At 63.6% G+C, this 15,011-nt stretch carries 15 protein-coding genes and 2 tRNA genes; 6 read left to right on the forward strand and 11 right to left on the reverse strand.

Features of this window, described 5'->3' with window-relative positions; genetic code table 11:
• Positions 1 to 70: 70 nt before the first annotated feature.
• Positions 71 to 499, forward strand: coding sequence for a L,D-transpeptidase (locus tag LB554_RS14065; RefSeq protein WP_140714882.1), 429 nt, complete (start codon positions 71 to 73; stop codon positions 497 to 499).
• 70 nt (positions 500 to 569) lie between these two features.
• On the opposite strand, the gene LB554_RS14070 is transcribed toward LB554_RS14065, so the two are convergent.
• The 10 genes from LB554_RS14070 to LB554_RS14115 all read right to left on the reverse strand — a co-directional run bounded on the left by LB554_RS14070 (position 570) and on the right by LB554_RS14115 (position 8,518).
• Positions 570 to 1,553 (reverse strand): lipid A biosynthesis lauroyl acyltransferase, encoded by a 984-nt coding sequence (locus LB554_RS14070; protein WP_181174587.1) that lies wholly within the window; start codon positions 1,551 to 1,553, stop codon positions 570 to 572.
• A 126-nt stretch (positions 1,554 to 1,679) separates the two neighbouring features.
• Positions 1,680 to 2,708, reverse strand: coding sequence for a zinc-binding dehydrogenase (locus tag LB554_RS14075; RefSeq protein WP_224523101.1), 1,029 nt, complete (start codon positions 2,706 to 2,708; stop codon positions 1,680 to 1,682).
• A gap of 36 nt (positions 2,709 to 2,744) precedes the next feature.
• Entirely contained in the window at positions 2,745 to 4,016 is a 1,272-nt protein-coding gene (locus tag LB554_RS14080) for a beta-ketoacyl-ACP synthase (RefSeq protein ID WP_140714886.1), read from the reverse strand.
• 44 nt (positions 4,017 to 4,060) lie between these two features.
• A complete protein-coding gene (locus tag LB554_RS14085; RefSeq protein ID WP_140792266.1) occupies positions 4,061 to 5,251 on the reverse strand; it encodes a beta-ketoacyl-ACP synthase in 1,191 nt (396 codons plus the stop codon).
• A gap of 55 nt (positions 5,252 to 5,306) precedes the next feature.
• Complete coding sequence (locus LB554_RS14090; RefSeq protein ID WP_010909964.1) at positions 5,307 to 5,588, reverse strand: acyl carrier protein; 282 nt, start codon at positions 5,586 to 5,588, stop codon at positions 5,307 to 5,309.
• A gap of 175 nt (positions 5,589 to 5,763) precedes the next feature.
• The gene (locus tag LB554_RS14095) at positions 5,764 to 6,906 is read right to left on the reverse strand and encodes a slipin family protein (RefSeq protein WP_224585126.1); all 1,143 of its coding nucleotides are present in this window, start codon (positions 6,904 to 6,906) and stop codon (positions 5,764 to 5,766) included.
• A 357-nt stretch (positions 6,907 to 7,263) separates the two neighbouring features.
• Positions 7,264 to 7,328: transfer RNA gene (locus LB554_RS14100), tRNA-Met, on the reverse strand.
• A gap of 1 nt (position 7,329) precedes the next feature.
• Positions 7,330 to 7,403, reverse strand: a tRNA-Tyr gene (locus LB554_RS14105).
• A gap of 229 nt (positions 7,404 to 7,632) precedes the next feature.
• Entirely contained in the window at positions 7,633 to 8,181 is a 549-nt protein-coding gene (locus LB554_RS14110) for a histidine phosphatase family protein (protein ID WP_015317470.1), read from the reverse strand.
• A 94-nt stretch (positions 8,182 to 8,275) separates the two neighbouring features.
• Positions 8,276 to 8,518 (reverse strand): hypothetical protein, encoded by a 243-nt coding sequence (locus LB554_RS14115; RefSeq protein WP_224585128.1) that lies wholly within the window; start codon positions 8,516 to 8,518, stop codon positions 8,276 to 8,278.
• 57 nt (positions 8,519 to 8,575) lie between these two features.
• Here LB554_RS14115 and LB554_RS14120 point away from each other — a divergent pair, with 57 nt between their 5' ends.
• The 3 genes from LB554_RS14120 to LB554_RS14130 all read left to right on the forward strand — a co-directional run bounded on the left by LB554_RS14120 (position 8,576) and on the right by LB554_RS14130 (position 12,274).
• Positions 8,576 to 9,526 carry an AEC family transporter gene (locus tag LB554_RS14120; RefSeq protein ID WP_140822004.1) on the forward strand — a complete coding sequence of 317 codons (951 nt, stop codon included), beginning with the start codon at positions 8,576 to 8,578 and terminating at the stop codon, positions 9,524 to 9,526.
• 181 nt (positions 9,527 to 9,707) lie between these two features.
• Positions 9,708 to 11,165, forward strand: coding sequence for an NAD-dependent succinate-semialdehyde dehydrogenase (locus LB554_RS14125; protein WP_140661079.1), 1,458 nt, complete (start codon positions 9,708 to 9,710; stop codon positions 11,163 to 11,165).
• An 86-nt stretch (positions 11,166 to 11,251) separates the two neighbouring features.
• A complete protein-coding gene (locus tag LB554_RS14130) occupies positions 11,252 to 12,274 on the forward strand; it encodes an aldose epimerase family protein (RefSeq protein ID WP_224585129.1) in 1,023 nt (340 codons plus the stop codon).
• Between the two features lie 5 nt (positions 12,275 to 12,279).
• Here the strand turns inward: LB554_RS14130 and LB554_RS14135 are convergent, their stop codons facing one another.
• Positions 12,280 to 13,203 (reverse strand): sugar kinase, encoded by a 924-nt coding sequence (locus LB554_RS14135; RefSeq protein WP_224585130.1) that lies wholly within the window; start codon positions 13,201 to 13,203, stop codon positions 12,280 to 12,282.
• Between the two features lie 151 nt (positions 13,204 to 13,354).
• Between LB554_RS14135 and LB554_RS14140 the strand changes: the two genes are divergently transcribed.
• Both LB554_RS14140 and LB554_RS14145 read left to right on the forward strand, forming a co-directional pair.
• On the forward strand, positions 13,355 to 13,804 hold the full coding sequence (locus tag LB554_RS14140) for a FixH family protein (protein ID WP_041163818.1): 450 nt from the start codon (positions 13,355 to 13,357) through the stop codon (positions 13,802 to 13,804).
• A gap of 7 nt (positions 13,805 to 13,811) precedes the next feature.
• On the forward strand, positions 13,812 to 15,011 hold the full coding sequence (locus tag LB554_RS14145) for a cytochrome-c peroxidase (RefSeq protein ID WP_224585132.1): 1,200 nt from the start codon (positions 13,812 to 13,814) through the stop codon (positions 15,009 to 15,011).

Genomic DNA, 15,011 nt, shown 5'->3' on the forward strand with positions numbered 1-15,011 from the left:
CACCGCCATTAAAAAGGTGAAAAACAACGTGATGGCGAGCAGGCAAGGGCAATCAAAGGGGTTTGATCGCATGAAAATGTCATTTCTCAAGGCAGCAGTATTGGTCGTTGCGCTGTTTGGCGCATCGGCGGCAAGTCAGGCGGCCACATTGGTGGCGAACATCGACGTGTCGTCGCAGACGATGACGGTTCGTTATGGCGATTCTGTCTATCGGTGGGCCGTCTCGACCGCCCGTCCGGGCTATTTCACGCCGCGCGGCACCTACCGGCCGCAGCGCACGGCGCGGATGTGGTATTCGCGCAAATACGACATGTCGCCGATGCCGTACTCGGTGTTCTTCCGTGGCGGCTATGCCATCCATGGAACGGGCGCCGTCAGGCAGCTCGGCCGTCCGGCTTCGCATGGCTGCGTAAGGCTGCATACGGCCAATGCCGCGGCCTTCTATTCGATGGTCCGCGAAGTGGGCTTCGGCAATACGCGCATTGTCGTCACCAATTAGGCAATTGGCGATTTGTTGATACTGGCTTTGCTTGCTGGCGGAGGAACACACGTTCCCGCCAGCGGCTTGCTCAGGTGTTTGAGACGGGAGCCGGCTTGGTGCGGTTTTTCCGCCGCCACTTGCTGATCTCCCACCTTTTGTGGAACCACATCCATTGGCCTGGATCCTCTCGGACCCAGCGCTCGACGACGTCGTTCAGCATCTGGGTGGTGGCGTGGACATCGACGCTGCCGTCGGCGGTGCGCGGCAGGACCAGCTTGTCCTCGATCTCGAGCCGGAAGCGGTTGCCCGGCAACCTGATACAACGCGCCGGATAGACGTCGCAGTCATAGTGGCGGGCAAGGGTGCCGAGCACGCGGTTGCTCTGGCAGGGACGGCCGAAGAAGGTCGTGTCCAGGCCGTTGGAGAATTTCTGGTCGACGAGGACGCCGATGTTGCCGCCATTCTCCAACACCCCCGCCAGCGCGAACGAGGCACCGGCCATCGAAGGCAGCAAGCCTCCCATGGTCGATCGCCTTGTCGAAAGGATGTAGTCGGCGAGGTAGGGGTTGTTGGGCGGCCGAAACAGCGCCGTGATGTTCATGCCGAAGGTCGCGGCCGCCACCGGCAGCAGCTCGAAATTGCCGAGATGGCCGGTGAAGACGATGTGCGGTTGCTTCTCTGCCGCGATCTCCACGAAATGCTCTGTTCCCTTGACCTCGATGCGGCCGGGCTTGCCGGCGGCTGGGTCATAGTCGAACAGGGCGTCGAGGAAGATGTATTCGGCGGCAAGGCGGGCCATGTTGCCCCACATGTCGGAGGCGATGGCCCGGATTTCGTCCTCGCTCTTTTCCGGATAGGCCTTGCGCAGATTGTCGAGGGCGACCTGGTGGCGTCCGACCCTTGGACCGATGAGGCGTGCGGTGCGATCGGCAAAATTTAGCGCGCTGTCGACCGGCAGCAGGCGCAGCAGCGACATGATGACCATCGCGAGACGCGCAACAAACCAGTAATTCACCTGGCGCAATTGTCTGCCATAGCGAAATTTCAGATCGCGGCGAAGCTTCTTGAGCACGGAAATCGAGGCTCTAGAGCATGATGCCGAAAAGTGTGAAGCGGTTTTCGGATGACATCATGCTCTATTCCTTGATTTAGAGGCGGATTCAGATTTCAGGTCGATTCGACCTGAAATCATACGACTCTAGGCGACGCGCAGGATGATCTTGCCGAAGACGTCGCGGCCTTCCATGCGCTTCAGCGCGGCATCGATATCGTCGAAGCCGACCTCGGTGTCGATCACCGGAGCGACCTGTCCAGCGGCCATCTTCTGCATGGCGTTGGCCATGTTCTCCATCCGGCAACCGAAGGATCCGAGCAGTTTCAACTGCTGCTGGAAGAGCTGCATCAGGTTGATCTGAGTCGACACGCCGGAGGTCGAACCGCAGGTCACCAGGCGACCGCCGCGCTTCAGGCACAGCATCGAACCGGCAAAGGTGTCGGTGCCGACATGCTCGAACACCACGTCGACGCCTTTCTTCTTCGTCAGCTTGCGCACGACGCCCTCGAAACGATCGTCGCGGTAGTTGATGACATGGTCGGCGCCGAGCGCCTTGGCCTTGTCGATCTTGTCGTTCGAGCCGACCGTGGTGATGATCGTGCAGCCCATCCGTTTGGCCAGCTGGATGGCCGCCGAGCCGATGCCGGATCCGCCGGCATGGACGAGGATCGTCTCACCGGGCTGCAGCCTGGCATTGTCGAACAGCATGTGCTCGACGGTGCCGAAGGTAACGGGCGCCACGGCGGCCCCGATGTCGGTCACACCGGGCGGGGCGGGGACCAGCAGGCGCGCCGGCAGGTTGATCTTCTCCTGCGCGAAACCGTCGAGATGGAAGCCGTGAACGCCCGAAACATGCTCGCACAGATTGTCGCGGCCTTCGCGGCAGGCACGACAGAGGCCGCAGGTGCGTGCGCCGTAGATCGATACCAATTGTCCGGGCAGCAGGCTGGAAACGCCGGGACCGACCGCCTCCACCTCGCCGGAGGCCTCGGCGCCGACGACCAGCGGCAGCTTGCGCTTGGCGAAGGCCATGCCGCGCCAGCCCCAGACGTCGATGTGGTTCAGCGCCACCGCCTTGATGCGCAGCGTCACTTCGCCAAGCGCGGGAGGCGGCGGGGGGGGCAGGTCCACCGTTTCAAGGCGGCGGTCCTCGATAAGTTGCAGTGCGCGCATGGAGCCTGTCGGTTCTGTTAAGCGGAAAGGGCTCGCTTAGACCGGTTCCCGCGCCATGACAAGGCAAGTGTTCTGGCCGCCAAAGCCGAAGGAGTTCGACAGAACGGAGCGAACCTGCGCATCGCGCTTCTTGTTCGGCACGACGTCGAGCACGATCGCCGGGTCAGGATTGTCATAGTTGATGGTCGGAGGAATGACGCTTTCGCGCATCGTCATCAGCGAAAACGCCGCTTCGACCGCGCCCGCCGCCGACAGCGTGTGGCCGATCATCGACTTGTTGGACGAGATCGGCATCGAGCCGATGCGCTCGCCAAACACCGTCGACAGCGACAGGTGCTCCATCTTGTCGTTTTCCGGCGTCGAGGTGCCGTGTGCGTTGACATAGTCGATCTCGTCTTCGCCGAGACCCGCATCCGCAAGTGCGGCCCGGACAGCGGCAATCGCCGGCGATCCATCCGGCTTGGAGCGTGTGCGATGGAAATCGTCGGCCTTTTCGCCACAGCCGCTGAGGATGCCGAGAACGGCGGCCCCGCGGGCAAGTGCCGCCTCCAGCGATTCCAGCACCAGAGCGCCGGATCCCTCGGCCAACACGAAGCCGTCACGGTCCTTGGAAAACGGCTTGGAAGCCTTTTCCGGATTGTCGTTGTGGGTGGAAAGCGCCGACAGCAGCGAGAAGCGGATCAGCGCCTCGGCGGTCGCCGAGCCGTCGGCGCCGATCGACAGCGCGCGGTCGCATTCGCCACGGCGGATCGCCTCGACGCCGAGCTGGATGGCGGTGGCGCCGGAGGCGCAAGCCGTCGAGAGCGTGATCGGCAGGCCACGCGTGCCGAACCGGTCGGCGAGCCGGTCGGCGATCGAGCCGAACTGGGTGGTTTCGAAGAGATCGAGTTCCTTCAGGCCGCGCGCCACGCGCAGCAGCCTTTCGGCGCCGGAATCCTGCTTGTCGGAATTATAGAGCGAAAAGCGGTCGTGCCAGTCGAGTTCGACCGGCGGCGAGGCGAGGAAGAGAGGGCCGCCGAAATCGCCGGAATTCAGGCCGGCTTCGCCAACAGCCTCCTGCGCCGCGGTTTCCGCCAGTTCATAGGTGAGGAGGCTTGCTCCCTTGGAGCTCGACGGCAGAAAATCGACCATGCCGGAGATCCGTGTGTTGAGGTGATCGACCGGGAAGCGGGTGATCGGGTGGATGCCCGACTTGCCCGAGGTCAGCGCGCCCCAATTGTCTGATTTGCCGACGCCGAGCGAGGTCACCACCCCGATACCGGTAACGGCAACGACGGGCCTGCCCATGTGATCTCTGAAATTGGCCATCCGGGAGCCCTCTTATCTCTGCAGTGCGTTCGCCAGACGCCGCCTCAAGCGGCGTTGACCAGCGCCATGCCCTCGAATTGGTGATAGCCGATCGCCGTTGCAAGGACGCTCGCGGGAATGCCTTCGAATGGCTTTTCGGCCGTGGCGTCAAAGACAGGGTAGGCGGCCTTGCGGTCGACCGCCAGTGCCGCCAGCGCCACGGCGAAGGGAAACTGCGCTTCCTTCATGTGCCCGGTCAACGTTGCAAAACCGCGCGCCGATATCGCCGGATTGGCGTCGAGCGCCGCCTTTTCGGCTGATGTTGCCGCATGCGCGCCTGATGCTCCCGACATGGCGAGCAGCTTGCCGTTCAGCGGCAGCGCCTGTTTGAGCAGGAGAGCGATCTCGGCGTCGAGTTCTCCGCGCGCGCGCCTGGCGCGGCCGGAGACGACGGGGCCGAGTTCAGCGTAGATCTTGCGTCCGCGGCTTGCCGCGTGTTCGCGCTGCTCAAGCACCAGGAAGGCACCGCCGGAACCTGAGACCACGCCGCCGCCCTCGGCGCCCTGCCTTTGCCAGACGGGCTTCCACGGGCCGCGATGCAGGTAACCGGCCAGCTCGTAGCCGAGCAGCATGTCGGAATGTTCCGTCTGGAAGGCGCCGCCGACCAGGATGTGCGTCGACTGGCCGGAGCGAATGCGCGCGGCTGCCGTCTCGACGGCGGCGACGCCAGCGCCTTCCTCGCCCATGAAGGTCCTGGACGAGCCGGTCACCTTGTGGACGATGGAGATGTTGCCGGCGAGCAGATTGGAAAGCTGCGCCAGGAAAAGCGTCGGTCGCAATTCGGTGGTCAGCTTCTCGTTGAGCAGCACGTCGCGGTCGTTGCGGTTTTCCGAAGCGGCTAGAATGTCGGCGTCGACCGCTTCGTCGCGCTCGCCGCCGCCGGCCGCCACAACCATGTCCATGGTGGTGCAGAGTTCGTCATTGCCCTTGATGCCGGCGTCGTCGAGCGCGAGGCCCGCCGCATAGGTGCCGAGCCTCTGCCATGTCTCCATCTGCCGCTGATCGCCGCGCTTGGCGATCTGCAGGTTCCAGTCGATCTCGGGTAGTGGATGAACCGTGTAGGGCGCGAAGCGCCCGGCCTCGAGCACCGGCTCCCGGCCCGGTTGCGCCAGCTTTTGCCAATGGGCGTCGGGACCTTCCCCCAGCGAGGAAACAAGGCCGATACCTGTGATGACGACGTGGTGGGGGCTGCTCATGAGCGGCTTTGTGGGTCAGGTGACGGAGCGCGTCAAGTCACGCGCCCTGATGACCTCAGGCGGTCTTGGCGGCAACCAGCGCGTCGATCTTGGCGCACAGGTTCTTCATGACGAAGTAATCGTCGGTCGAAGCCTTGCCGTCATTGACTTCCTGGGTCCACTTTTCCAGCGGCACCTTGATGCCGAATTCCTTGTCGATGGCGAACACGATGTCCAGGAAGTCGAGGCTGTCGATGCCGAGATCGTCAATGGTGTGGCTCTCGGGCGTGATGGTGTCGATATCGATCTCGCTGGTGTCGGCAATGATCTTGGCGACTTTGTCGAACGTTGTAGACAAGGGGCTTTTCCTTCTTTGCGGGCGGAATCTGTCCGCATTCGTTTGGGCGCTGTCTAATCGGTTTTTCCCGGCAGGAAAAGGCCTGTTAAGCCGGGCGCAGATGGGTAGGATGCCCAGGAAACGCAAGAAGGGCCGCCGGTCGACTCGGCGGCCCTTCCGTTGACGCTACGTAAGCTCAGCTGTCGCGGAGCTTGACAAGGTCGTTCAGCAGCCCGACCGTTCCGTTGTGGACGGTCAGCCGCTCGACCTTGCCGGCGATGGTTTCCAGAGCCTCGAGCTCCTTCAGCCGCAGCATCACCGGGTTCTCCGCCATCACCTTGGCCGTGTTGAGCAGGGAACGCGTGGCGTTCGTCTCCTCGCGGCGGCGGATGACGTTGGCCTCGGCCTGCTTTTCGGCCGAAACCACCTGGTTGAGGATCTCGCGCATCTCACCCGGCAGGATGACATCCTTGAGCGCGATATCGCTGACCTCGACCCCGATCTCGGCCATGTCGGCACGGACCTTGGCCGCCGCTTCCTCGTTGACCGTCACCTTCTTTTCGAGGATCTGGTCGAGCGTGAGCGCGCCCAGCGTCTTGCGGAACGCGTACTGCAGGGCGCGGTAGAGGGCCTCGGAGAAGTCCTTCACCGCGCTCACCGCCTTGACCGGGTCGATGACCCGGTATTCGGCCGCGATGTTGACGCGGATCGTGACGCGATCCCTGGTCAGCACTTCCTGCCCGGCCACATCGAGCGACTGGCGCTTGAGGTCGACGACCTTGATCTGCACCATCCGTCCGACGGTCCAGAAGCCGTGCACGCCAGCGGCAAGCGTCCGCACAAGGACACCGTCGATGAACAGCAGCCCGGCCTGGCCGTCGACAACCGGGTGAACGGACATCAATTCCGCCTTCCGAGCCTGGCCGAGCCGGCGCATGATAGCCGGATCGATCGCAAGATCGGCCGAGGTGTCGATCACCGTCACCTTCCACGGTCCGGCATCGGTCCACAGTACCAGCTTACGGTCGGGGGCCTGCACGGAATGCAGGTTGCCGTCACGCTCGATGACGGCAACTTCCGTGCGCCCGGTGCGCACGACGGTGAAATGACGCGCGGCCACGTCCGGGAGCTTGTCGAACAACGCCTTCTCGTACGCCGAAACGAATTCCGGGCTCTTCAGATCGTGCCGGGACACCTCAAGGCTCTGGTTCCGGTTGGCGAGCCAGTGCTCACCCGGCAGCAGGACAGCCTTGATCTCTCCCTTGTAGAGAGTGAGGGCACGTTCGTTTTCCCTAACGAGGACGCGCTCGCGCCCAAGAACTGTATCGAGAATAGTCATTGTCTTACTCCTGTCGGGCATGGCCCCATGCGAGGCGTCACGTCATGCGTCGATCTTCCCTTCGTTTCTCGTTTCGCTTCCAATTCCGGACACGAATGATCCGGGGACTGGTGGCATCGATGCGCGGCGGGCCTGCGGGAGCGGATCGCGGGGCAGCGAAGCGGGCGCCGGAGGCGAGCCTCCCTTGCCGGCGACACTGCGCCTTGACCATCACCGCGAGCCTGGCCGCGAGCCGATGGCATCGGACTTTTCGATACGTTCTGGCCCGAAGGCCTCGGCCGTCCGTCACGTCTTCAGCATTCCAGTCCCCGGACCGTTTCAGATAACACCTGGCAGGGTGCTGGCTTATCGAGCCAATGGAGAAGGAATCGAACCTTCGACAATCAGATTATGAGTCTGATGCTCTACCAACTGAGCTATCCGTGGTGCAGACGACGGGACTCGAACCCACAACCTCCGGATTATGTCCGGCGCTCTCCCAGTTGAGCTACATCCGCGATCCCAATCCCCAAAGCGGCGCCGTATACAGGGCGGCAAAGCCGTCTGCACGGGCGGAGACGAAAGCTCCAACCGTTGTGCTCGCTTCGGTTTTCGTGACCGGGAGCGCGCCTATAGCCCCTGCGACGGGTTGTCGCAAGCGACATTGTCGTGCCGAATTCGCGGCTTCTTTCGGCGGTGGCATTTCGGCAACACTCATTGCCGCGCCCGCGTTCGGGAGCAGTTGTCTCAGAAGGTGACGCGGCCGAGTACGCGCAAGCCGTCGCCTTGCGGCTCGACCACCACTGCTTCGCCTTCGCGCGGCGACACGCCGGTCAGCGCCACGATGTTTTCGAGATGGGTGACCAGGACCAGATTGTCGGAGCCGGAATAGGCGCGGATTTCCTTCATGATGGCGGCGATCTGCGCTGCTTTCTGCGCATCGTCACCCTTCAGGAGATCGAGCGGTGCGAACAGCTCCGGCTCGGCCTCGAAGGCGGTGCGCGCGGTGTCGAGGCAGCGGCAATAGCGGCTGGACAAAATGCGCTCGATGGGAGCCGCGCGGGCGGCAAACAGGGCGCCGATCTTGCTTGCCTGCTGCTTGCCGCGCGCCGACAGATTGACCTGGGTGGCGCAATTGCCGATGTCGAAATTGGCCGGGTCGGTGGTGCCGGTGACCATGGCGTGGCGCAGCAGCACGACATGGCCGCCATCGCGCAGCAGCGCCCAGCCGGCGTCCGTCGCGTGCGCGGCGGCGGGGACGACAAGCAGGAACAACGCCAAGGCTAACCGGATCATCGCCACCCTTCCATGCTCCCGTGTCGGGCTCCAACCATATAAGGATTGGAAAGCAGGCACAAAGACAAGCCGGGCGTCAGCCGCGTCTCAAGCCTCACTTTTTGGCGAGCTGCTGCTTCACCAGATCGATCTTCTGATCGGTGAGCGGGATGGGGATCGTGTAGCCGGCTTCGGTAAAGCCCTGTTTGGCATTATCGAAGAAGGCAATCGCCTTGAGGTATTCGGGCTGGCCGCCGCGCACCGGTTCCAGCCCGCCAGCTCCGATCGGCTCGGCCGAGGCGGTTTGGCGCGCGCCGCACCATGGCATCGGCAGGAAACGGATTGGTGCGGCAGGCATCGAGCAGCATGATCGGGTGCGATTGCGCAGCGACCGTGGCTCGCCTATCCCTGAAAAATGTCTCCGCTTACCGAAACCGTCCTGTTCGTTTTCAGTCTTGTCGCGCTCGGCTATCTCGCCGGGCTCTCGGGCTATTTGAGACCGGCGAGCGGCGAGGGGATATCCGACTTCGCGGTCTCGGTGGCAATGCCGCTGCTCCTGTTCCAGACCATGGTCAATGCCGATTTTCATGGCGTGGCGCCATGGCCGCTATGGGGTGCCTATTTCACCGCCGTGGCGATCACCTGGGCCGTCGGCCATGTCGTCACCACGCGGATCTTCGGTCGCGATGCGCGCGCCGGGGTCGTCGGCGGGGTGTCGTCTGCCTACTCCAACGTCGTGCTGCTCGGCGCTCCCTTCATCCTTGGCATATTCGGTCCGAGCGGCTTCGAAGTGCTGTCGCTGCTGGTCTCGGTGCATCTGCCGATCATGATGATGGCTTCGATCGTGCTGTTCGAGATGTTCGGGCGCGGCAGCGGCGAACACGTGCATCCCTTGCGCGTTATCAGAAGTTTCCTCAGGCGGCTGTTCATGAATCCGCTGATCATCGGCATTGTCCTGGGCCTGGCATGGCGGCTCAGCGGCGTGCCGCTGCCTGGTCTCGCCATGCGCCTGGTGGATGCATTGGCCGATACGGCCGGGCCGGTGGCGCTGTTTGCCATGGGGCTCAGCCTGCGCCGCTTCGGGATATCAGGCAATGTCCGGCCGGCGCTGGCGCTTTCGGCGCTCAAACTGTTCCTGATGCCGGCACTGGTTCTTGCCTTCGTCTGGCTGCTCGGCCTGCCGCCCCTGACCGCCAAGGTGGCGGTTGTGGTGGCGGCGCTGCCCTCCGGCATCAATTCCTATCTCATCGCGGTGCAGTTCAACACCGGCCAGGCGCTGGCATCGAACCAGATGACCATCGCCACGGCCTGCGCGGCGATCACCACCGCTTTCTGGCTGACGGTTGTCCTGCATGTTTTCGGATAAGGTTGGCGACGCCGTACGCCAACGCGCTCGTCTTGTGCTGGTCCAACCCCTATATGCCATCTTGCGATTGCTTGCGGGGCTTTCCCTAGGTTAAGAGCAATGGCTCCAGCGCGGGGCCCTGCCTGCGCTTTACCGAAGACATCCAGATAGCGGCCCGTGAGCGCCGAACGGAGGCTAGACCATGCTTCAGAAAACCAGCCATTTCATGCGGCAGGCCAATCTCATCAACGGCGAATGGGTGCAGGCCGACAGCGGCCAGACGGTCGATGTGAACAATCCGGCTACAGGCCTCAAGATCGGCACCGTACCGAAGTCGGGCAAGGCAGAAACTCGCCGCGCCATCGAGGCCGCCGATGAGGCTTTCAAAACCTGGCGCAAGACGACCGCGCTCGAGCGCTCGAAGCTGCTGCGCAAGCTGCATGACGCGATGATGGACAATCAGGACGTCCTGGCCGAACTGCTCACCATCGAGCAGGGCAAGTCGCTGTTCGAATCCAAGGGCGAGATCGGTTCGGCTGCCGCCTACATCCTGTGGTTCGCCGAAGAAGGCCGCCGCACTTATGGCGATGTCGTGCCCTCGCCATGGGCGGACCGCCGCATCCTGGTGACGAAAGAACCGGTCGGTGTCATCGCCGCCATCACGCCGTGGAATTTCCCGTCCTCGATGCTGGCCCGCAAGCTTGGTCCCGCACTTGCCGCGGGCTGCACCGCTGTCGTCAAGCCGGCCTCGCAGACGCCGTATTCCGGCCTTGCCTGGGGGGCGCTTGCCGAGGAAGTCGGCTTTCCCAAGGGCGTCGTCAACATCCTGACCGGCGCCGCCGGCGAGATCGGCGACGAGATTTGCGCCAATCCGCTGGTCAAGAAGATCACCTTCACCGGCTCGACCGAAGTCGGCAAGATCCTGATCCAGAAATCGTCGGTGACCGTCAAGAAGGTATCGATGGAACTCGGCGGCAACGCGCCGTTCATCGTTTTCGACGACGCCGATATCGAGCGTGCGGTGGCCGGCGCGATCACCGCCAAATATCGCAATTCCGGCCAGACCTGCGTCTGCACCAACCGCTTCCTGGTCCAGGCTGGCGTCTATGACAAGTTCGTCGAGAAACTCGCCGCGGCCAGCAACGGGCTGAAGGTTGGTTCCGGCCTGGAAGAGGGCGTCCAGCAGGGGCCGCTAATCGACGAGAAGGCGGTCGAGAAGGTCGAGGAGCTGATCGCCGACGCCACGGCCAAGGGCGGCAAGGTCGTCGCCGGGGGCAAGCGCCACGCGCTCGGCGGTTCGTTCTTCCAGCCGACGGTCATCGCCAACGCGACGCCGAAAATGCGCTTTATGAAGGAAGAGATTTTTGGGCCGGTCGCACCCGTGTTCAAGTTCGAGACCGAGGAAGAGGCCGTGGCGCTCGCCAACGACACGGAGTTCGGCCTTGCCTGCTACTTCTACACCGGCGATCTCGGCCGCGCCTTCCGGGTCATGGAAGGCCTGAAATACGGCATGGTTGGCGTCAATGAAGGGCTGATCACCACACCTGAAGCACCGTTCGGCGGCGTCAAGGAATCCGGACTTGGCAAGGAAGGCGGACATCAGGGCATCGAGGATTACCTCGATACCAAATACGTGTGCATCGGCGGCCTCGGCCTCTGATAGGCTAGTCCGGAGGCAGGCTCGTAAACCTGCCTCGAGGCTGAAGAACCGGCCGAAGTCCTTTGGATCCACTGACGTTTGCGGGCATGATGATGAAGGACGGCGAGGTTTTCGGCACGACGCAGGCAGGCGAACCGGTCCGCCGCTTCACGATCAGGGGCGGCGGCCTCACCGCCAACATCATCGGGCTCGGCGCCATCGTCCAGGACCTGCGCCTGGCCGGGCATGATGCGCCGCTGGTTCTCGGCTACAGCACTCTGGAAGCGTATGAGACCGATACCGGCTTCTTCGGGGCGGTGGTTGGGCGCTACGCCAACCGCATCGGCGACGCTCGTTTCACAATTGGCGGCAACCGCTATCAGACCGAGCGCAACTTCCTGGACAAGCATACGCTGCATGGCGGCTCGCAAGGCTATTCCCACCGGCCATGGGCGGTTTCGCTGCATGGCAGGGACTTCGTCACGCTGACGCTGCATGATCCCGATGGCGCGATGGGCTTTCCCGGAGCGCTCGACGTTACCTGCACCTACCGGCTGAAAATTCCCGGCACGCTCAGCGTCGAACTGACGGCGACCTGCGAGGAGCCGACGCCGTGCAATCTCACCCAGCATTCCTATTTCAATCTCGACGATGGCGGCACCGGCGACATTCTCGACCATCGGATGATGCTGAACGCCGGCGCCTATCTGCCTGTCGACGGCGACATGATCCCGACCGGGGTGGTCAAGCCGGTCGACGGCACGCCTTTCGATTTTCGCCAGGCGCGGCCGCTGCGCATGGAGACCGAGGGCGAACAGTTACCCTACGACCAGAATTTCTGCCTGGCCGCGGCGCGCGGTCCGCTCAGGCAGGCAGCTTGGGTGCAAGGGGCGAGTTCCGGCGTCGAGATGGAAGTCTGGACCACCGAGCCCGGCGTCCAGCTTTATACCGGGCAATATGTGACGCCACGCACCGGCCTGGAAGGGCGGGACTACAAGGCCTTCAGCGGCTTCTGTCTGGAGCCGCAGATATGGCCCGACGCGCCGAACCGGCCGTATTTCCCGCAGGCGACGCTATGGCCTGGCGCGATCTACCACCACGTGACGGAATATCGGTTCCGGCAGGGCTGACTTTTTCAGGACTGGCCGAACGCCGCCCGTAGCGTCTCGAACGGCGCCAATGCGCCGCGGACCTGCACGACGGCGGCGGCGACGCGGTGCGCACGCTGGACAGCGTCCGCCGGGGCAATCCCGCCAAGCCGTGCGGCGAGATAGCCGCCGTTGAAGGAATCGCCGGCACCGGTCGTGTCCTCGGGCGCAGGCACGTGGATTGCGGCGACCTCCCGCAGCGCTCCACCCTTGCCAATCAACGCCGGTGCCTCGCCGTTCTTGACCACGACCTCCTTGACCAATTGCCCGAGGCGCTCGGCGGTCGCCTGCGGTGTGTCATCGCCGAACAGCATCTGCTCGTCCGGGAACGTCGGCAGCGCGATGTCGGTAACCGCAAGCGCCCGGGCAATCGCTGCTTGCGCGTCCTCGCGGTTACGCCAGAGCCGCGGCCGATAGTTGGGATCGAAGGCAATCAGCGAGCCCGCCGCGCGCGCCTTTGCCACTGCGGCCAGCAGCGTCTGGCGCGCGGCCTCATCGAGAATTGCCAAAGTGATTCCGGAGAAGTACACAAGCGCCTGATTTTCCAGGTTTTTCGCCAGTGCCGCCGGGTCCGAGGCGAGCTGCCTGGCGGCGGCGTCGCCGCGCCAGTAGGTGAAGGAGCGCTCGGCGCCGGTCAGCGTGATGGCATAGAGGCCGGGGCGCGCGCCCGGTATGACCGGACTGGAGCCGATGCCGATGCCGTTTTCGGCTAAGAAGTCGATCTGGCCCTGCGAGAAAGGGTCGTCGCCGAAGGCCGAGACATAGGTTGCCGGCCGGTCAGCGCTTAGGGCATGCAGCGCCCACAGCGTGTTGAACGTGTCGCCGGCAAAGCCCATGCGCCAGTTCGGCCCGGTCTGGCCCGACAGTTCCAGCATGCATTCGCCGATCGAGGCGACGCCGTTTCCCACCATCTGCAATCCTCCAGTGCTTTCGGTGCTGTAGCTTTTTGCCGAACGCAGCGCCATGCTTGGCAAGCAGGCTTTTTTCCGCCACAGCGTTTTCCCACAGGCTGGCGGGATGCGATCCGCCCGGCAGGACGTTATCTGCGAAAGAGGAACCGGTTTGGCATCGTTATGGCGTTATCTCCTGGCAGGTCTTGGTCTGGCTGCTTTGCTGGTCGGCGTTCTCGCGGCCGTTTATCTGACCGCGCCGCATTCGGCACAGCCCGCCGGCCCGGATGTCTCGCGGACGAAAAAAACCGACAACGGGTTGTACGTAGCGAGTTTCGTGCCGGAACGGGGCGTCGTGCGGCAGGGCGAACTGGAATCCTGGCTTCTGACGCTGAAGACAAAGACGGGGGCCTCGGTGGAGCGAGCCGCGATTGCCATCTCCGGTGGCATGCCGCAACACAATCACGGTCTGCCGACCAGCCCGCAGGCGACCGACTATCTAGGCGAGGGACGCTACCGCATCGAAGGGGTGAAATTCACCATGAGCGGCTGGTGGCAACTGCGTTTCGCCATATCGTCCGGCGCGGGCTCCGACACTGTGCTGTTCAACGTGGTGCTGTGAGCGGTCGATGAGGCGCTTTTTCTGCTTTTTGGCACTGACGGTGGCAGCCATCCTTGCCGGTTGCGGCAAGCCGGATTTTTCCGATGCCGAGAAGAAGACGATTGCATCGCTCGCGCTGAATACGCTGCCGGCGCTGAAGCCTGATACCACCAACCGCTTCGCCGATGAGCCGGCCGCGGCGGCGTTCGGCTCGACGCTGTTCTTCGACGTCGGGATGAGCCGCGACGGTGCGGTGTCCTGCTCGACCTGCCACAAGATCGACCGGCAGTTCCAGGACGACCTGCCGCAGGCGGTCGGAGTCGGCCACACCAACCGGCGCACCATGCCGCTGGCCGGCGTGGCGCGCGACCCCTGGTTCTTCTGGGATGGACGGCGCGACAGCCTGTGGGCGCAGGCGCTGACACCGCTCGAAAACCCGTTGGAACAGGCGGGAAACCGTGCTGCCTACGCGCATTACATGAAGGCGCGTTTCGGCGAACGCTATGAGCGCATCTTCGGGCCATTGCCTGATTTGTCCAGCATTCCGCCAAATGCCAGCCCGCTTGGAAGCGATGCCGAAAAAACCGCCTGGAACGCGATGAGCGATGCGCAGCGCGACGCAATCAACGGCGTCTATGCCAATATCGGCAAGGCGATCGCCGCTTTCGAACGCTCGATCGAGCCGGCACCGACACGCTTCGACCGCTTTGCGCTGGACCTTGCGACAGGCGCCGAGCCGAAAGGCGATGCCGTCTTTTCCACGGAGGAAATCCTTGGGTTGAAACTGTTCGTCGGCAAGGCCAATTGCGTGAGCTGCCACAACGGCCCGGGCTTCAGCGACAACGGTTTTCACAACACGGGTGTACCGCCTGCTGCCGGCCTGCCGGCGGATCGTGGGCGCGTCGATGCGGTGGCCCAGGTCGAGGCCGACCCGTTCAACTGCTTCGGAGCCTATCGCGATGGCGAGGCCAGTGCCTGCGGCGAGCTGCGCTTCATGGTCAAGGATGCGCCGGAACTTGTGCGCGCCTACAAGACGCCGTCGCTGCGCGGTGCGGCGACGCGGCCGCCTTACATGCACGCCGGGCAGTTTTCATCGCTCGACGAGGTCGTCGCTCACTATGCCAAGGCTGCGCCAAGCGTCGAGGGCAGTTCTGAAATTCACCCGCTGGAGCTCTCGGACCGCGAGCGCGCCGCACTGGTGGCGTTCCTGAAGACGCTATCGGAATAG

The organism is Mesorhizobium sp. CO1-1-11 (genome assembly GCF_020164995.1).
Lineage (GTDB): Bacteria > Pseudomonadota > Alphaproteobacteria > Rhizobiales > Rhizobiaceae > Mesorhizobium > Mesorhizobium australicum.